Below are 17,437 nucleotides of genomic sequence, written 5' to 3'. Positions count from 1 at the left end.
TCAAGAAAAGGTCGTACAGTGGAGTACATGACCACGGCATCAACCGGTGCGCCGCTCTGGCTCACCGACGAAGAACAATGCGTCTGGCGGGCGTATCTGCACGCCACCACGCTTCTGGAGGATCACCTCGACCGCCAGTTGCAGGCCGATGCCGGCATGCCGCACATCTACTACGGCCTGCTCGTCCAGCTCTCCCAGGCGCCCCGGCACCGTCTGCGGATGACCGAACTGGCCAGGAACGCCAAGATCACCCGCTCCCGCCTCTCCCACGCGGTGGCCCGGCTGGAGAAGAACGGCTGGGTGCGCCGCGAGGACTGCCCCTCCGACAAGCGCGGCCAGAACGCCGTCCTGACCGACGAGGGCCACGCGATGCTCCGGCGCTCCGCCCCCGGCCATGTGAAGGCCGTCCGCCAGGCGATGTTCGACCGCCTCACGCCCGAGCAGGTGCGCTCGCTGGGCGAGATCATGCAGATCCTGGCGGCCGGACTCCAGCCGGAGGGCGCCGACGCCGACCTCCCCTGGCTGCGCTGAACCCCGCCGTTACGCACGTCTGCCCCGGTTCCTCCGTACGAGGGAACCGGGGCAGAAACGTATCGGCAAGGGGGCCGGGTCAGTGGGCGACGACCGGGACCCGGAGCTCGTCCTCGATGCCCTCGGCGTCACCGGAAGCGGAGCCTCCGGTGGTCCCCGCCGGGGTGGGACGGCCCGCGTTGACGAAGGTCAGCGCGATGGCGGCGGCCACCACCAGGATGCCGACGGCCCACCAGATCGCACCGGTGAAGCCGTGCACCATCGACTGGAGCTTCAGCAGCTCCGGGTTCTTGGCGCCGAGCGCGGCGTGCGAGGTGGCGTACGCCGTGGCGGCCGAGGCGGCGATCGTGTTCAGCAGGGCCGTGCCGATCGCACCGCCGACCTGCTGCGAGGTGTTGACCATCGCCGAGGCGACACCGGCGTCACGCGGCTCGACACCGTGCGTGGCCAGCGACATCGCCGGCATGAACGCCGTACCCATGCCCAGACCCAGCAGCAGCTGGCCCGGCAGGATGACCGCCGCGTACGAGGAGTCGATGTCCAGCTGGGTGAGCAGCAGCATGCCGACGGCGGCGGTCAGGAAGCCGGGGCCCATCAGCCTGCGGGCCGGGACCCGGGTCATCAGCCGGGCGCCGATCTGCGTGGAGCCGGTGATCATGCCCGCGATCATCGGCATGAAGGCGAAGCCGGTCTTGATCGGCGAGTAGCCCTTCACGACCTGCAGGTAGTACGTGAGGAAGAGGAACAGACCGAACATCGCGATGATGGCCAGGCCCAGCGAGAGGTAGACACCACCGCGGTTGCGGTCCATCACGACGCGCAGCGGGAGCAGCGGCGACTTCACCTTGGCCTCGGTCAGGACGAAGGCCAGCAGCAGCACGGCGGAGGCGACGAACGAACCGATGGTCAGCGCGTCCGACCAGCCCGCGGACTCGGCGCGGGTGAACCCGTACACCAGCGAGACCAGACCCAGCGCGGACAGGACGACGCCCGGGATGTCGAGCGACGAGCGGTTGCGGCTGCCGGAGGGCTCGCGGATGACGAAGTAGGCACCGGCGGCGGCGACGATCGCGAACGGGATGTTGACGAAGAAGGTCCAGCGCCAGTTCAGCGTCTGGGTCAGGAAACCGCCGAGGATCAGGCCCACGGCGCCACCGCCACCAGCGATCGCCCCGTAGATGCCGAACGCCTTCGCGCGCTCCTTGGCGTCGGTGAACATCACCGCGAGCAGCGAGAGCGCGGCCGGCGCGAGCAGCGCGCCGAAGACGCCCTGGAGGGCGCGGGAACCGAAGAGCATGCCCTGGTTCTGCGCCGCGCCACCGAGCGCGGAGGCCAGCGCGAAGCCGATCAGGCCGACCACGAAGGTGCGCTTGCGGCCCCAGAGGTCGGCGATGCGCCCGCCGAAGAGCAGCAGCCCGCCGAAGGCGAGGGCGTAGGCGGTGATGACCCACTGCTTGTTGGCGTCGGTGATACCGAGCGCGGTCTGGGCGTGCGGCAGCGCGATGTTCACGATCGTGGCGTCGAGCACCACCATCAGCTGCGCGAGCGCGATGAAGGCGAGGGCCTTCCAGCGACTGGGGTCGGGGAGTCGGAGATCAGGTGTTTTTGACATGGGAGCAGCCACCTAGGAGCGCGCGAGGGCGCGAGAGATCGCGAACCGTGCGTGCCGCTGGTCGCGGGCACGGCTGAGGACACGTATACGGACGGGAGGAAGTCGGGCTCAGGTCGCAGAGGTCAGGCGGGCGCGGGTCACGTCACGTGCGGCGCCGCAGGTCCTCCAAGGTCGCCGCCGTTCCGGGGAGTACGGACCGGGCCGGAGCTTCGAGTCCGTCCAGGAACAGCTGGATGTGGCGGTGGGTGAACCGGTCGATGTTCGGGCAGGCGATGCCCGGCAGCGGCCGGGTGAGCTGGGAGAGGGCGACCAGTACGTCTCCGACGGCGATGTCGGTACGCAGGCGCCCCGCGGACATGGCGCGCGCGACGAGCCCTTCGACGGCCTCTTCGAGGCGCCGGCGCTCGGCGAGCAGTTCGGGGTGGTCCTTGTCGAAGCCGCCGGAGAGCATGGGACACAGGGCCCCGATGCGTTCGTCGGCGGCCGCGTGGACGAAGCGGGTGAGCGCGTCGAAGGGGTCCGCCTCTTCGGCGGTGGCCTCCTCGGCGCGGTCGGTGGTGCGGGAGGTGACCGCGAGCACGACCTCGTGGACGAGGGCGGCCCGGTCGGGGAAGTTCCGGTAGAGCGTCGCGTTGCCGACTCCGGCGCGGCGGGCGACCTCGTCGAGGGGCACGTCGGGCCCGAACTCCACGAACATCTCGCGCGCGGCCGTCACGATCCGCTCCCGGTTGCGCAGCGCGTCGGCCCTCGGCCTGGGCGTACGGGGCTGCGCGGGTGCGGTGGTGGCCACGGCGGTGCTCCTTGTCTTCCGGGTCTCTTCGTCTTCCGGTTCTTCCCTGTGCGGTTCCGGCCGGAGAAACAACCGGGGACCGCTTCCCCGTTTCGCGGGGACACGAGTGCAAACGGGGAGAGGGTCCCCGGTTATTTCCCGGCCATTTGTGACCTGCGTCACGCACACCGCCGTCGCCGGAAAACCAACCGAACGGCGCACCCAGCGAGCGGCCCGCGATCACCCGGCAGAGGCTGACGGCAGAGCGCAGCCGGGGTCGGCCGGCTGCCGCGGACCGGAAGGCGCCTCGATGCAGCAGCCCCGCCGCCGGATACGCAAGCACCGCCGCCCGGTCGCTCTCGGCGCTGCAACGGCCCTGATCATCGCGGCCCTGGCGACCGCCAGCAGCACGCTGCCCCTCCAGAGCCCCGCGTCGGCCGGCCCCGCCGCGACGGCCCCCCTGGCCACGGGGCTCGGCCCCTGCCGGATCGCGTCGGCCATGGGCGTACAGATGTCGGAGGGCATGCCGACGCAGCCCGGCTACGCCCGCTCCACCGGCCGCGTCCGCGCGCTGAACCTGATGATCGACTTCCCGGACGCGGAGGGCACCGAGCCGGCCATGGACCGGCTGGCCGAATTCTTCCCGCAGACGACGGACTGGTTCCGGACGAGCTCGTACGGCCGTCTCACCTACATACCGGAGGCGCCGATCCGCTCGTGGCTGCGGATGCCGCTGCCCTTCGAGGAGTACGGAATCGAGCGGGGCTCCCCGTACGAGCCGGGCTACCGCCACCTGGTCCAGGACATCGTGGCGGCCGCGGACCCGAGGGTGGACTTCGACGAGTACGACCTGGTCAACATCCTGGTCACCCCGAACGCCGGGCCCTCCGCCCTGGACACCGTGCTCTCGGTGACCTTCTCGGGGAACGACGACGCCCCCATCGCGGACGGGGTGCCGCTGTCCAACACCTCATTCGTCTACAGCCGCCAGGACGACGGCTCGGGCTCGTACGCCCAGACCGGCTACCGGGTCCTGCCCCACGAGAACGGCCACGTCTTCGGGCTCCCCGACCTCTACACGATGGAGGGCGGCGGCTCGGTCGGGCACTGGGACATCATGTCCGAGGACTGGGGCGCCAACAACGACCTGCTCGGCTGGCACAAGTGGAAGCTGGGCTGGCTGGACAACGACCAGGTGAGCTGCGCCGCCCGCTCCGGCACGACGGACCACGTCCTGGAGCCCCTGGCCACCCGGGGCGGCCTGAAGCTGGCCTTCGTCCCCCTGACCGCGGAGTCCGGCTACGCGGTGGAGGTCCGCACCCAGGCGGGCAACGACCAGGCGGTCTGCCGCCCCGGCGTCCTCATCTACAAGGTCAGCTCCGACGTGGACACGGGCCAGGGCCCGGTCTCGGTCACCGACAGCACCAAGAACAGCCCCGGCTGCACCCGCCTCCCCAACGTCCACGCGGAACTCTCGGACGCCCCGTACCAACCGGGCGACACGTTCACGGACCGGGCGAACGGGATACGGATCTCGGTACTGGAGAAGGACGAGAAGGGGGACTACCGGGTACAGGTGACACGGCCTTAGGGGCTTCCCCAGGGGCGGCGGGAACGCGGGGGCCTCCGGGCGACGAACGCCCCCTCACGGCCGGCACCCCAACGCTGCCCTCCCAAGATCCCCAAGCCCCCCGTGCACCGAGCACACCACCCGCTACACTGGCGGCCACAGCCATGCCTTCGTAGCTCAGGGGATAGAGCACCGCTCTCCTAAAGCGGGTGTCGCAGGTTCGAATCCTGCCGGGGGCACAACGCGTTACCGCTCTGACCTGGGATTTCTCCCCCAGGGAGGGCTACTACTCGGCCTCGGACTCCTCGTCCGGGGCCGTTTGCGTGAGCGGTGCGTGAGCGGACGGAGAGTTGATCTCCGAAATTCCTCCCAACGGATCAGCATCGTCCGGCACGGACTCCGGGCCGGGATGCTCCGCGTCGTCGGGCTCGGGCTCCGCTTCGGGGGCGGTGTTTTCGGAGGTGGCGCGGGCGCGCGGGACGAGCCGGGCTGCGGCCTCGGCGATCGCCAAGTCGGCCTCGGGGAGCAGGCTCGTGTACGTGTCGGCCGTGATGGTGATCGAGGAGTGGCCGAGCATCTCCTGGATGTCCTTCAGGTCGGCCCCGGCCGCGTGGGCGAGGGTCGCGGCGCCGTGGCGGAGGTCGTGGAGCCGGATCGGTGGGAGGTCGATCTCCTCGTACAGCTCGATGAACCGCCGCGTGACGTTGGCGGGATGGAGCAGCTCGCCATTCTCCTTGGTGAAGACCCGCCCCGTCTCCACCCAGGCGCTCCCCCACTCCTCGCGGTCCTTGTCCTGCTGGGCGCGGTGCTGCTTGAGAGCCTGGACCGTGTCGGAGTCCAGTGCGATGGTCCGCGCGCCGGCGTCGGTCTTGGGGTCGTCCTCGTACACCTCCCAGCCGTCCACGACGAGTTGCTTGGCGACGGTGATGAGACCGGCGTCCAGGTTGGTGTCGGTCCACTTCTGCCCGCACGCCTCGCCCCGTCGCAGTCCGCGGAACGCGATTAGGTGGAACAGGGCGTACAGGCGGTCCTCCGCAACGTGGTCGAGGAAGAGGCCGGTGTGCTCCGGCGTCCAGACCATCACTGACGAGGGCTTCTCGCCGGTGCGCTTCCAGTGGAGGATGCGCTCCTCGGTCCATACGTGCCACGCGGGCACCATGTACCGCCACATGGGCCGTCCCGCCGACGCGTTCGCCGCCAACGACGTCGCCCGCAACCTGCACCTCACCCGCCGCGACCCCCTGTTCGCGTCCCTCGGCCTGGCCCGCCAGGGCGCCATCCACGGAACGGCCCAGGACCGCACCGGCACCCGCCGGGCCTTCGAGCAGGCGCAGGACGCCATGCTGCGCGCCGACCCCGCCGACTACCGGCCGGTGTGGATGCTTGCCTTCTACGACCAGGCCGAGCTGGACTCCCTGGCCCTCTCCGCGCACTTGGCGCTCGGCGACTACTCGACCGCCGAGTACCACGCCCACCGCTGCCTGGCCGCCCTCCGGCCCCACATGATCCGCTCCCGGGCCATCACCACCACCCGGCTCGCACACGCCCAGCTCGCACAGGGCGCCCCCGATGCCGCCACGGCCACCGCGATGAAGGTCCCCGCCGAAGCCGCCACCCAGCACGCCCGGGTAACGCGCATGCTGCAGGAGTTCGGGGCCGCGCTGCGCGCCACCGCTCCGGGCAGCTCCACCGTGCAGACCTGGACCGATCACGCCGCCAACTGGAGGATGGCCGCATGACCACGGCACCCGCCATCGAACTGCGCACCTTCACCACCCTCGACACAGCCCGCGGCGACCTCCTCGACGTGTACGCCGACGTGCGCGCCCCGCTCCTCCACCTGCCGAACTACGCCGTCACCGCGTTCGGCGAGCGCCTTGACCGACACGGCTGCGAGCCAGGATTCACGGCCGTCCTCGCCTACGCCGACGGGCACCCGGTCGGCTACGCCTACGGCAACACCATCGAGCACGGCGACCGCTACTGGCAGCGCACCAACCCGACGCCGCCGGAGAAGTACACCAAGCGCCCGGCCGTGGCCCTGAAGGAGATCGGCGTCCGACCGACCTGGCGGAAGACCGGCACCGCCCGCCGCATCCACGACGCCCTCCTCGCCACGCGCGATGAACCGTACGTGACGCTCATGGTCAACCCGGCTGCTGGGGGCGGAAAAGTCCATGCGCTCTACAAGTCGTGGGGGTACGAGGACATCGGGCAGAGCCAACCGTCACCGGCCTCACCAGTCCTCACCGTGATGATCCGCGCCAGCCACTGACAACTCTATTCCTCGTCATCCTGAGACCGACGTTCTTGTTGTTGCCGCAACCCCTCCATAAAGGTACGAATGGTGGTCTCGTACGGTTCGTACGAGAAGGCACCGCCGGGCGGGCGAAGCGAGATCAAGTCATGTGTCACGACAAGAAGCGAAAGCAACAACCGGTTCACATCTGAGGACGAAACGTCAGAGTGCAGCCCCTTGTTACTCAGGCTGTCCAGCTTGTCAATCCGCTTTCCCAGGTCCTCGACGTTCGCGATGAGTAGTTCGCGCGAGGTGTCAGAGGTGACATTTTCCGCGACGTATGCCCACAGGCGGTTCCGGTACTCAGCCTGGCCGACTTTTCGTCCGTTTACCTTCTCATCACGTGGAGGATATAGGCAGTCCGCAAGTTTTTCGGTGAATCGTCGACAGGACAACGACACATGCGCCAGTTCTTCCGCCGTCTCGTGGCCCTCGAACGCCTTGATGGCCGCATGGAGCCGTTGAGTGAGGTTCGGGTTCAGGTCTGAGCAACGCATCAGAGTCTCACCCAGCGCAGATGAGAACTGGCCGTGCAGCAGTTCGTCCGCCTCGCCGAGCCTGCGAAAGTGCTGCATGTTGTCGTATGGATCAAAGATGGTCTCCCGCACCCCGGAGTCCTCCCAGCGGACCGAGGAGAAGAGGCCGGAAGATTCCCACTCACGATATTCCACGTGGTCTCGGTTGTCTTCGACTTCCAACTCATATCCCCTATGAAACAAATAGAGGGAGTCTTCGAAGATCCGAAACCGGCTCGGGATACCCTTCAGAAACACCGCCCAGTGCTCCGGAATCTCCGGACGAATTTGCACTGCTCCCAGGTACCACTCCCTATCCTTCAGCCGGATGTGCATGGCGCGGGCGTCCGAGGGAGTCAAAGATTCCACGACCATACCTGCGATATCAAATGATTCGACGTGTTTGGCAAGGTCCGGTCCAAAGAAAGTGCTCCAGGCTGCCCAGTGCTCGCCGAGAACGCTGTTCGCAGCGGCTTCAGTGCCGCCCACCTCTTGGGCAAGCCGCCGCAGTGGAAGAGTTCCCGTGGAAAAGCGGGCATGACGCCTATGCCGCGGAACGGATTCCATGAACACTCGCACCAGGGATTCCCTCATTGTGAGCCATCCCCAAGTTCCGGCCTCCGGCGAGCTCCAACCTTCGTTGATCAGAAAGCAGACTCTCACTTATCCCCCAACAACTGATTCCAACAGAACGTTCCGATCTGCCTGCGGCCGGGGCTTCAGGCCATTCAGACCAAACGCGCACGACTCACTGTTCGTCGCTCGGCATCGCGAAAATGCCCAGCTTGTCAACGAGTTCGGTCGCCCTCACCAGCAAGTCTGAGAACGCTTGAGCAAAACCCTTCTCATAAAGGGAGAAGTGCTCGGCAGCTCGCTGATAGTCCCTCCCCTTAACATGAGCCGGCCCGCTGCGTAGACCGTTGAGATTACGCAGCAGCGTGATGAGTTCCTGTCGGTCGGGAAACCCAATCTCATCTAGGTATTTCTGAAACTTCGTAATACCCTTGTCATTCTGCTCGACCGTGATGTACTTGGCGATCTCGCGTTCGTTCAGCCGCTCGATGAGAACCTTCGACAGCGACATGACCTGGTCGTCGAACTCCCGCTGGTTCTCGCTCGCAGGTACGTGCAGGGTCGCCCAGTAGTGCTCATCCTCCGGCTTGAGCGGCTTGAACAGATCCCAGCTAAAGCGCTCACGCCAGCCGTCACGGAAACGCCCGTACGAGGCTTTGAAGGAAAGTGCTGGTTCGTCGGCAGCAGCCCATTCACCCAAGATGCCGCGCCGGTACGCAACCTCGCTCACGCCTCCGTCAGGCACGACATTGAAGCTCTTCCAGTAGAGCTGTTCCTTGTGAGACAGCTTCCCGAGGTCACCCAGGTAGACGACCACGTAGTCCCGGTGGTTGTTATCGAGGCGCAAGCCCCAGTACCCACCACAGTAAAGGTGACTGTCTTCAACCCGGTACTTCGCCGGATCGCTGTAGTACTTGGCCATGACGGCCTTGTTGAAGAAGACGGGCGTCAAGTAGTGAGGCGAACCAGGATTCTTGCCGAAGTAGTTTGCCAACTCTTCCTCGTCACAGGTGTAGAGGATATTATTCCCCTCCTCGTCCACCCCAATGACAAAATCCTCGTACGGCTGGCCACTACGGTCCCTCACCCATGAAGGGAGCGGGTTCCCAGAACCGTTGACGACCTTCTTTCCCATGATACGAGCCATGGTACGGCGGGCAGGATCGGTGATGCCGGGGAGCATGTCTACCCACCGGATGTACCGATAGTTCGCCTCCTGCTCGTCCACGTTCTGCTTTTCAATCCCAAGCTCGTCCAGCGTCCTCGAGGACCAACGGTCGAACTCGAAGAAGAGCAGTATCACAATGCCGCGGGCTGCCAGATATTCCTTGAGGTACTTCGCCCGAACCTGAACCTTCTGCGGCGCCATACGGACAACTTCCACGTCGTCACCATTGTCGTCCAGAGCGATGAAGACACCCTTCTTCCGGTCCTCGTAGAGGTTGTGGAAGTGTCGGAATTCTTCGGACAGCTCAAGATAGGACGACTTCAGGCCGTGGAAATCGCGGTCAATAATGAACGGCTCAACCCCATCGTCACGGCCGAAGCGGTGGTACTCATGCCGACCGTCACCATAGAATGAGAAGCCGGGCATCCCGTGACCGATAAGTAGATCCCACGAGGTGTTGGCAAGGCACCTTTCCAGAACCTCGGGGCGAGCGAGCGCGCAGTGGTAACTTACCTCCTCGCGTTCACCCTTCGCGAGCTCGTAGACGGTGACCCATGGCTCTGTGCCGAGCGCGTTGGCGACATACTCTAGACGGTCAGAAAACTCAAGAGCGGATTGCTCGTTCATGTGCACGTTATATCCCAACTCTACGCATCCGGAAAGTAATTTTCCGCAGTTCCGCTGGCCAGTCCTGTATTTCGCAGCTAATCCTTGAGCTCGGCAGGGCACTTTGATTCAGCAGCTCTAGGCCGGCGCGGGGTTGGTCAGCACCTGCCTACGAGTCCGGGGACTGCACATTCCTCATCCGAATCAGATCTGCCACCCGTGCAGCAGTCCACCGACCATGAGGAGAGTGGCGTACGCCTCAGCCTTGGTCGTCTCGGCCGTTTCCGGATGAGCCCCCAGGTCACACATGAACTTCAGCGCACGCCGCACCTGCTCGGCACGCGGGGAGTAGCCGATCTTGGTCTTGTTGGCTTCCCTGCGGAGTGTCTTGAACGCCGCTTCCACATCGGCCGCTTCATCCTCTTCGTCAACGGTTTTCCCGACGAGGGCCGCAAGCGACTGGCGGAGCGCTTCTACCGTCAGACGCCACTCCTGCTTGAGGTACTGCTTCTCGGCGTTGCGGTAGAAGTCGAGAGCCAGCTTGTACTCAGCCGACCGGTGGGCGTCCGGTGCGTCCAGCTCGATCAGGAGCAGGCGACGGTACTGCATCTGCTCAAGGACCGCCGCCCAGTCGCTTTGGGTGAGCTCGCACTCGACATTCCCCACCCCGACGCGTTCGAGGTTGCCATCAGTCATGGCGGTACCGGTGAGCTGCAACCGGAACTTCATCCCGCTCGTGCGATGCTCCTCGATGACCTGGAGCTGTCGATGGTCGATGTCGGCCACCAGGACGAAGTTCGTCGTAGCGGCCAGGCTGTGCAGGGTGACCGGTGAGTCCTCGACCACAAGCCGTCGCACGTACCCACTCGACGTTCCAAGTCCCTCTGCAAACAACCCGCCCTCGAACCACAGCGGCTTCTGAGCTGCCGCTTCATCTCGACAAGATACTTCGACGTGGAACCGAAGCTGCATCACGCCGAGCCCGCTGGCACCCTCCACCTTCTTTAGATCGAGCCGCGCTGCGTTGTTCGCCCAGCCGATGTTGACCCATGCTTCATTCATGATCGTCCTCTCGCGTTGGTGGAGACGAACCTTTCAGGATCCGGACAAGGCGGACGCGGGTCAACTGAGTTAGTGGCGCTGTACCCCGGCGACTACTAACCGGTGCGAGCCATAGGTCTCCCGCGCCCTGCAGACCCTGCGCGACGCGGGCCTGGTGCGCTCCACCCGAGATTCAGCGGGTCGGTCTGCTGGGGGCGCGACATGCGTGCTGCCGTACTAAGAATCCACCTGCTGATCGATCGCTGCTTCGTAGAAGGCATCCGCGAGGGCGACGATGATCGAGTTGATAGCTGGCCCGTCGGTGAAAAAGTAGTCAGCCATCGTGTTGTGGGCGTCCTGGTTGTCTGCAACCGCCTCCGTAACCGCTGCTTGGAAGTCCTGCGACTCCAGGAACTGCTTCTTAGTGTTCACCCTGGTCTGCTTCACCAGGTTCGAGTCGGTGAGCAACCGCTGGACGAGCCCCTGTACGAACTCCCGGACCTGGTACTCGGCGAATGTTTCGGCACCGAAGAGGTCGTTCATCTTGCCTATGACGACCTGGAGCGCAACGTACTTCGGCTCCTTCTTCGTGCCCGTGCCGGCGGCGCTGATGCCCTTCAGTTGGCCGTCGCCCACGAGCGAGATGTCGACCGGGCTCGCCTTGCTGTGCTTGACCCCGACCAGCACCACGTCGGAAAGGTCCACCTCGGCCGCCCAGGCGGACTCGGCGATGACCTTCTCCAGCAGGCGCAGGAAGATCGAGAGCATCTCCATGTAGGGGTCGCCGTAGTCGACGATCTGGGACATGAAGTCATAGAGGCGTACGTAGGTGGAGACATCCTTGCGGAAGAGGTCGAGCGCGTTGAGGGCGACCTTGTCCTCTTCCTCGATCGCTCGCGCGTAGCGGCGCCGGAAGTCGTGCTGTGCCGGGCTGATCGCCGCCGAGAGCGCGTTGTTGCCCTTCCGGGTCACCCATAGTTCGGCGACCTTACGGACGTCGTCCTCGGTGTAGATATTGGCCTGGGCGAGCTTGTTGGCCAGGTGGACGACGACGTACGGGTCGGTCTCGGTCTCCAGGGTGGCGTTCTTGAAGTACGGCTCGAAGGCTGCCTTGATGTCTTCGGGCTTGTTGGCGAAGTCAATGACGAATGTCTTGCGCTTCTGCTCTCCGCCTGGGGTGCGGTGGGTGCGGTTGAGCCGGGAGAGCGTCTGCACGGCGGTGACGCCTGACAGTTTCTTGTCGATGTACATCGCCGTGAGTAAGGGCTGGTCGAAGCCGGTCTGGAACTTGTTGGCGACCAACATGATCTTGTAGGTGTCGCCCTTGAACGCGGCCGCCAGATCAGCCCCGGCGCCGGGGTTCATGTTGGCCTCGGTGAACTCGGCGTCCTTTGACGGCTGCGGACCCCAGTCACTGTGCCAGGTCTCATCTTCGGGTATCGCCACCCCAGCGGAGAAGGCGACCAGCGTGCGGTAGTCGTACGAGGGGTCTTCGGCGCGACGCCTGGCGATGTAGGCGTCGATGGCCAGCTTGTACTTAACCGCGGACTTGCGGGAGTCGGTCACCACCATTGCCTTCGCCTTGCCTTCGAGGAGGTAGGCGACGTTGGCGTGGAAGTGCTCGACGATGATCCGCACCTTCTGGCTGATGTTCGTCGGGTGGAGTTGCACCCATCGCATCAGCCCCTTGCGGGCGGTGGCCTCCTCAACCTCCCCTCCGTCACCACTCTCGGCTTTGTCGGCGATCTTCAGCGCGGTGTCGTAAGTCTGGTACCCCTTGAGCACACCGAGGATGTAGCCCTCCTCGATCGCCTGCTTCATCGAGTACAGGTGGAACTCATGCGGCTTCCCGTCGGCGCCCTTGCGGCCGAACAGTTCGAGGGTCTTGTTCTTCGGCGTCGCGGTGAAGGCGAAGTAGGAGATGTTCTCAGACTCGGCCCGCTCGGTCATCTCTGAGGCCAGGATCGACTCCACGTCGACCTCGCCGCCCTCCTCGATCTCCTTGACCTCCTCGGCGGTCAGCACCTGCTTCAGCTTGGAGGAGATCTGACCTGACTGGGAGGAGTGCGCCTCATCGGCGATGACAGCGAAGCGCTTGCCCTTCAGGCTGGCATCGGTCCGAATCTCGTTCAGCGCATGTGGGAAGGTCTGCACCGTCACCGCGATGATCAGCTCACCGTTCTTCAACGCCTGCGCCAGCAGACCCGACTTCGACCTCGCGCCGGCCTTGCGGACGTCCTCGGGGCTGATCGTCGTGACGATCTTGCCGCTGCCGTCGATCTGCCGGATCGCGTCCTGCAGCTGGGAGTCGAGCACGGTGCGGTCCACGACCACGATGACCGAGTCGAAGACCTTCTGATCATCGACGTGTAGACGGGCCAGCCGATGAGCCGTCCAGGCGATGGTGTTCGTCTTCCCCGACCCAGCCGAGTGCTCAATCAGGTACCGCTGCCCGACACCCTCCTCCTTCACCGCCTCCACAATCTTGGTGACGGCCTCCCACTGGTGGAAGCGCGGGAAGAGCATGCTCGTACGCCGTACCGAGGTGCCGGTGGTGACGTCCCACTCCTCTTTGGTCTGCACGATCATCAGCCGTCCGATGATGTTCAGCCAGGCGTGCTTCTGCCAGACGTGCTCCCACAGGTACGCCGTCGATGATCGCCCGTCCGCACCGGGCGGGTTGCCGGCACCGCTGTCCAAGCCCATGTTGAACGGCAAGAAGTGGGTCTTCTCCCCTTCCAGCCTCGTGGTCATCGCCGCCAGGTCGTTCGAGACCGCGAAGTGCACCAGCGCCCGGTGCCCGAACGACAGCAACGGCTCCGGCCGCCCGTTCGACAACGGATTGCGATGCTGCTTGTACTGGTTGATCGCCTCATCCAGCGACTGGGTGAAGTCGGTCTTTAGCTCCACCGTGGCCACCGGGAGTCCGTTGATGAAGAAGACCAGATCGATACTGCGCTGGTCGGCGGTCGAGAAGTGCACCTGCCGCACCACTCGTACCCGCATCGCCTCGTAGTGCGCTGTGGTGGTCGCGTTGAGGGACGTCTCCGGGCGGAACTGCGCCATCTTCAACCGGCCACCGCCGATGTACTGCACCCCGTTGCGCAGGATGTTCAGCGTGCCGCCGCCGTGTTCCAGCGGCCGGTCGAGCGCCGCGGTCAGCACGTCCAGGAACTTCGCCTGCGAGCCCGCGGCCTTCAACGCCTTCTCGTACGCCGGCTTCTGCGTCTCCTCCAGCCACGCGAACAGATCAGCGGGGAACAGCGCACGCTCGCGGTCATACTCACCACCGTCATGGTCGTTCGCCGAGTACAGCCAGCCGCGATCCCGCAGGTGCTCACAGATCTCCGTCTCGAAGACCACCTCGTTGTGGTCGGCCATCACGCCGCCTCTCGTACGTCGATCTGCCCCGTAACCGCCGCAGTGATCAACGCTGCCCTCCGCTCCCGGGCAAGCTCGATGAACCGCTCGGTCTCCGCAATAAGCGATCCGATCGCGGCTGTCTGCTCGTCGAGGGCCGCGACGGCCTCTCTCTGGTCTTCGATAGGCGGCAGCGCAATAGGAAGGTTGCCGACCGTCCACTTGTTGGTAGCAGCAAGGTTCGTCGTCTGCTTTGCCGTAGTACGGAAATAGGCCCGGGCGACCGGACCATCGAGCCAATAAACCAGAAACTCCGAGTCGAGACTTTCATTCGGCCTGACTGCGAAGATGTGGTTTTGATGCAGCATGTTGGGCAAGTCACCGCGCCAGAGCGCTCCTCGCCCCAACTTATTGATGTCCCCGCCCTCGGTCATCAGGACGTCCCCGCGCTGGAGCATAGAGCGAACAGCGCGCTCAGCAGGAACGCGGACCGTCTTGATCTCACCTAGGTCCACGTATCCAACCTGGACATTTGCGACGCGCAGGTACGGCCACTCGGCATCAGCTGAGTCGCCCGCACCACTCAATGTCACCCCTGTCTGAATCGTCGAAACGTACTTCAGTCTGGTCATGGTGTCGCTCAGCTTGGCCAAGGTGCTCGCGATTACAGCTGCACGCCGTTCGCGGAGCATCTCGATCAGGCGCTGCTGCTCCTCGATGAGCGTGTCGATGCGGGACGTCTCGCGGTCGAGGTAGCCGGCAATGGCTCGCTGCTCGTCGATCTCTGGAAGGAGCACGTCGATCGTCCGAAGGACGGTAAATGGGACCTCCGTCGTGCGAATGCCGCCGTGCTCACCTCCGGCTGAGATCCCACGCTCACGTGCGATGAGCTCGCTGGTGAACCACGAAGACTTCATAAGATGAACGATGTAGCGCGGATCCATGCCCTTCCGAGGGCGCATCACTTCGTAGTGGTAGGTGACCAGTCCGTCCTCATGAGCGACGCCCATCGCGCCAGAACGGATCTTCATCTTGTTGAAGACAATGTCCCCTTTGCGGCATACCTTGTAGGCATCGAGCGACTCTGCACGTTGAGGTGCGTCTGTCAGCTCGCTGCGCCGTACCACACCCTTGGTCTGCGACACAGACATCAGCGGGAGATCAACGCCAGGAATCCGCTCATCGATCTTCTGAACTGCTACGCCCAACCGGGTCATCCCTCGACCTCCCGCAAGAGGTCCAGGATTTTCGCGACCTGCTTTTCTAGATCGGCGTCGATCTCGGCGAGTGGCCGGGGCGGAATGTATTTATAGAAGTGGCGAGTGAAGGGAATTTCGTATCCTGTCTTGACCTTGGCCCAGTCGATCCAGGCGTCATCGGGGACGTGCGGCTTCACCTCGGTGTCGAAGTACGCCTGGATGACCTCGACCTTGCCCGCCGGGCCGGCGGTGGAGCCGCCGTAGGTGAAGGGCACGTTCTCCGTGTCGCGTTTCTTGGTGTCCGGTTTCGGTTTGCCCTTGCGGTCGGTGATCGGTTTGCCGTCCTCATCCAGCAGGGGCCGCTCGACGGTGATGGTCCAGTAGCCGAACTCGTCGTTGCGCAGCACCTTGGAGGTGCCGGGGTCGGCGTTGGTGAAGTCGGCGTACAGCTTGACGACCTTCGCGCGGTCGTCGTCGCTGATCTCCCGTCCCTTGGAGCCGAGGTTCTTACGCATCTTGGTCCAGAACGACGTGCCGTCGATGAGTTGGACCTTGCCTTGGCGGTCGGGGTGCTTGGTGTTGTCAAGGATCCAGATGTAGGTGGCAAGGCCGGTGTTGAAGAACATGTTGGTCGGCAGCGCGACGATCGCCTCGACGAGGTCGTTCTCCAGCAGCCACTTGCGGATATTACTAGGGCCGGATTCAGCGGCGCCGGTGAACAGGGGGGAGCCGTTCATGACGATGCCGACGCGGCCTCCACCGTCCTCAGGTGCGCGCATCTTGTGGGCCAGGTGGAGCAGGAAGAGCATCTGGCCGTCGGAGGTCGCCGGGAGGCCGGGCGCGAAGCGGCCGTAGGGGCCAGCAGAGTCGCGCTCGGCGGTGATCGCTTTGGCGTACTGCTTCCAGTCCACTCCGTAGGGCGGGTTGGACATGCAGTAGTCGAACTGGCGCCCCTTGAAGGCGTCATCGGTGAGTGTGTTACCGAAAGCGATGTTGGTCGCGTCGTGGCCCTTGGCGAGCAGGTCGGACTTGCAGATGGCGTACGACTGCGGGTTGTACTCCTGGCCGTACAGGCTCAGCTTCGCCTCGGGGTTCTGCGCGAGCAGGTGCTCCTCTGCCAGGGAGAGCATGCCGCCGGTGCCGGCGGTGGGGTCGTACAGCGACCGGATGATGCCCCCCTCGGAGAGGTCGACGTCCTTCTCTGCGAAGAGCAGGTCGACCAGCAACCGGATCGCGTCGCGCGGCGTGTAGTGGTCTCCGGAGGTCTCGTTCGCGGCTTCATTGAACTTGCGGATGATGTACTCGAAGGCATCACCCATGTCGGAGTTCGACACCACATCGGGGTGGAGATCGACGGCGCCGAAGGACTTAACCACCTCGCGCAGGAGCCCGGCCTTCTCCAGGGCCAGGATCTCCTGCTTGAAGTCGAAGTACTCAAACACGTCCACGTCGGCGGAGAACCGGTCGATGTAGTCAGCGAGGTTGTCCGCCAGCCCGTCCGCATCGGCCAGCAGATTCGCGAACTCGTAGTTGGAGGTGTTGTAGAAGGTCCGCCCCGTGGCCTTCTTGACCTCGATCTTGAGCCGGTTCGGGTTCTCGTACAGCGCAGCCAGCTCCCGCACCGCCGCGCGGTCCGGCTCGAGTACGCAGTCGAGCCGTCTCAGGATCGTGAACGGAAGGATCACTGTCCCGTACTGGTTGGGGCGATAGGGGCCCCGAAGCTGGTCAGCGATCGACCAGATGAAGCTACCGAGCGTGCTCACAAGTTCCTCACGAGAATCGTTTAGCAGTGCCGATCACTTTGCCAGAGGCAGCAGCCACCGTCCCATGGTTCAACCATGGGACCCTCTCGACGTGCTCTTGCCGAATCGGCCCCAGGTGCTTGCACGTGTTGCCGGGGCAGCAACTCCGCAAGGCGAAAGTGGCAAAGCGAACCGGGCGCGGCAGACTCCACTACGGTGAGATGGAGATGCGCCAGCACGACACCGAAGCACCTCAGGCGCGTGAGCGATGCGTGAGCGGACTGCCCGACACAGGGCGGCACGAGCCGGATCAAGTGGCTCGCCGCGCGATCCTGACCAGGGGAAACAGCACCGCGCGGCAGCGCCAGGCACCCCCCGGCAAGGACCCAATCCCACTCCTAAAGCGGGTGTCGCAGGTTCGAATCCTGCCGGGGGCACCGAGCAGCGGCCCC

The 17,437-nt window shown here is 64.8% G+C and carries 12 protein-coding genes, 1 tRNA gene and 1 pseudogene; 5 read left to right on the top strand and 9 right to left on the bottom strand.

Translation table 11 applies throughout. From position 1 onward, the window contains the following. The first annotated feature begins 18 nt into the window (after positions 1 to 18). Entirely contained in the window at positions 19 to 531 is a 513-nt protein-coding gene (locus ACFZAT_RS19220) for a MarR family transcriptional regulator (RefSeq protein WP_391265411.1), read from the top strand. A gap of 79 nt (positions 532 to 610) precedes the next feature. Here the strand turns inward: ACFZAT_RS19220 and ACFZAT_RS19215 are convergent, their stop codons facing one another. Both ACFZAT_RS19215 and ACFZAT_RS19210 read right to left on the bottom strand, forming a co-directional pair. Further along, a complete protein-coding gene (locus tag ACFZAT_RS19215; RefSeq protein WP_391265410.1) occupies positions 611 to 2,143 on the bottom strand; it encodes a DHA2 family efflux MFS transporter permease subunit in 1,533 nt (510 codons plus the stop codon). Positions 2,144 to 2,285: 142 nt separating this feature from the next. Further along, positions 2,286 to 2,933 carry a TetR/AcrR family transcriptional regulator gene (locus tag ACFZAT_RS19210; protein ID WP_161212698.1) on the bottom strand — a complete coding sequence of 216 codons (648 nt, stop codon included), beginning with the start codon at positions 2,931 to 2,933 and terminating at the stop codon, positions 2,286 to 2,288. Positions 2,934 to 3,222: 289 nt separating this feature from the next. Between ACFZAT_RS19210 and ACFZAT_RS19205 the strand changes: the two genes are divergently transcribed. Both ACFZAT_RS19205 and ACFZAT_RS19200 read left to right on the top strand, forming a co-directional pair. Beyond that, on the top strand, positions 3,223 to 4,503 hold the full coding sequence (locus ACFZAT_RS19205) for a M6 family metalloprotease domain-containing protein (RefSeq protein ID WP_391265409.1): 1,281 nt from the start codon (positions 3,223 to 3,225) through the stop codon (positions 4,501 to 4,503). Positions 4,504 to 4,648: 145 nt separating this feature from the next. Further along, positions 4,649 to 4,721 (top strand) — tRNA-Arg (locus ACFZAT_RS19200). A gap of 47 nt (positions 4,722 to 4,768) precedes the next feature. Here the strand turns inward: ACFZAT_RS19200 and ACFZAT_RS19195 are convergent. Then, a complete protein-coding gene (locus tag ACFZAT_RS19195) occupies positions 4,769 to 5,563 on the bottom strand; it encodes a tyrosine-type recombinase/integrase (protein WP_391265408.1) in 795 nt (264 codons plus the stop codon). A 64-nt stretch (positions 5,564 to 5,627) separates the two neighbouring features. On the opposite strand from ACFZAT_RS19195, the pseudogene ACFZAT_RS19190 reads away from it, so the two are divergent. Then, positions 5,628 to 6,221: pseudogene (locus ACFZAT_RS19190) on the top strand (XRE family transcriptional regulator); the annotation flags it as partial. Continuing rightward, positions 6,218 to 6,757, top strand: a complete 540-nt coding sequence (locus ACFZAT_RS19185) for a GNAT family N-acetyltransferase (RefSeq protein WP_391265407.1) — start codon at positions 6,218 to 6,220, stop codon at positions 6,755 to 6,757. The pseudogene ACFZAT_RS19190 and the gene ACFZAT_RS19185, both read left to right, overlap by 4 nt. A 5-nt stretch (positions 6,758 to 6,762) precedes the next feature. On the opposite strand, the gene ACFZAT_RS19180 is transcribed toward ACFZAT_RS19185, so the two are convergent. From ACFZAT_RS19180 to ACFZAT_RS19155, 6 genes are all read right to left on the bottom strand, one after another. Continuing rightward, a complete protein-coding gene (locus tag ACFZAT_RS19180) occupies positions 6,763 to 7,875 on the bottom strand; it encodes a hypothetical protein (RefSeq protein ID WP_391265406.1) in 1,113 nt (370 codons plus the stop codon). A 169-nt stretch (positions 7,876 to 8,044) separates the two neighbouring features. After that, positions 8,045 to 9,664: a hypothetical protein gene (locus ACFZAT_RS19175; protein WP_391265405.1), complete on the bottom strand. Its 1,620-nt coding sequence runs from the start codon at positions 9,662 to 9,664 to the stop codon at positions 8,045 to 8,047. Between the two features lie 183 nt (positions 9,665 to 9,847). Next, the gene (locus tag ACFZAT_RS19170) at positions 9,848 to 10,705 is read right to left on the bottom strand and encodes a hypothetical protein (protein WP_391265404.1); all 858 of its coding nucleotides are present in this window, start codon (positions 10,703 to 10,705) and stop codon (positions 9,848 to 9,850) included. Between the two features lie 216 nt (positions 10,706 to 10,921). Further along, a complete protein-coding gene (locus tag ACFZAT_RS19165; protein WP_391265403.1) occupies positions 10,922 to 14,065 on the bottom strand; it encodes a type I restriction endonuclease in 3,144 nt (1,047 codons plus the stop codon). After that, positions 14,065 to 15,261, bottom strand: coding sequence for a hypothetical protein (locus ACFZAT_RS19160; protein ID WP_391265402.1), 1,197 nt, complete (start codon positions 15,259 to 15,261; stop codon positions 14,065 to 14,067). The genes ACFZAT_RS19165 and ACFZAT_RS19160 overlap by 1 nt, the downstream gene beginning before the upstream one ends. Further along, positions 15,258 to 17,006 (bottom strand): N-6 DNA methylase, encoded by a 1,749-nt coding sequence (locus tag ACFZAT_RS19155; RefSeq protein WP_391265401.1) that lies wholly within the window; start codon positions 17,004 to 17,006, stop codon positions 15,258 to 15,260. Before ACFZAT_RS19155 ends, ACFZAT_RS19160 begins: the two co-directional genes overlap by 4 nt. Between the last annotated feature and the right edge of the window lie 431 nt (positions 17,007 to 17,437).

The organism is Streptomyces sp. NPDC008163 (assembly GCF_042956885.1).
In the GTDB taxonomy this organism is placed as follows: Bacteria; Actinomycetota; Actinomycetes; order Streptomycetales; family Streptomycetaceae; genus Streptomyces; species Streptomyces drozdowiczii_A.
This window is presented reverse-complemented; position numbering and strand designations above follow the sequence as displayed.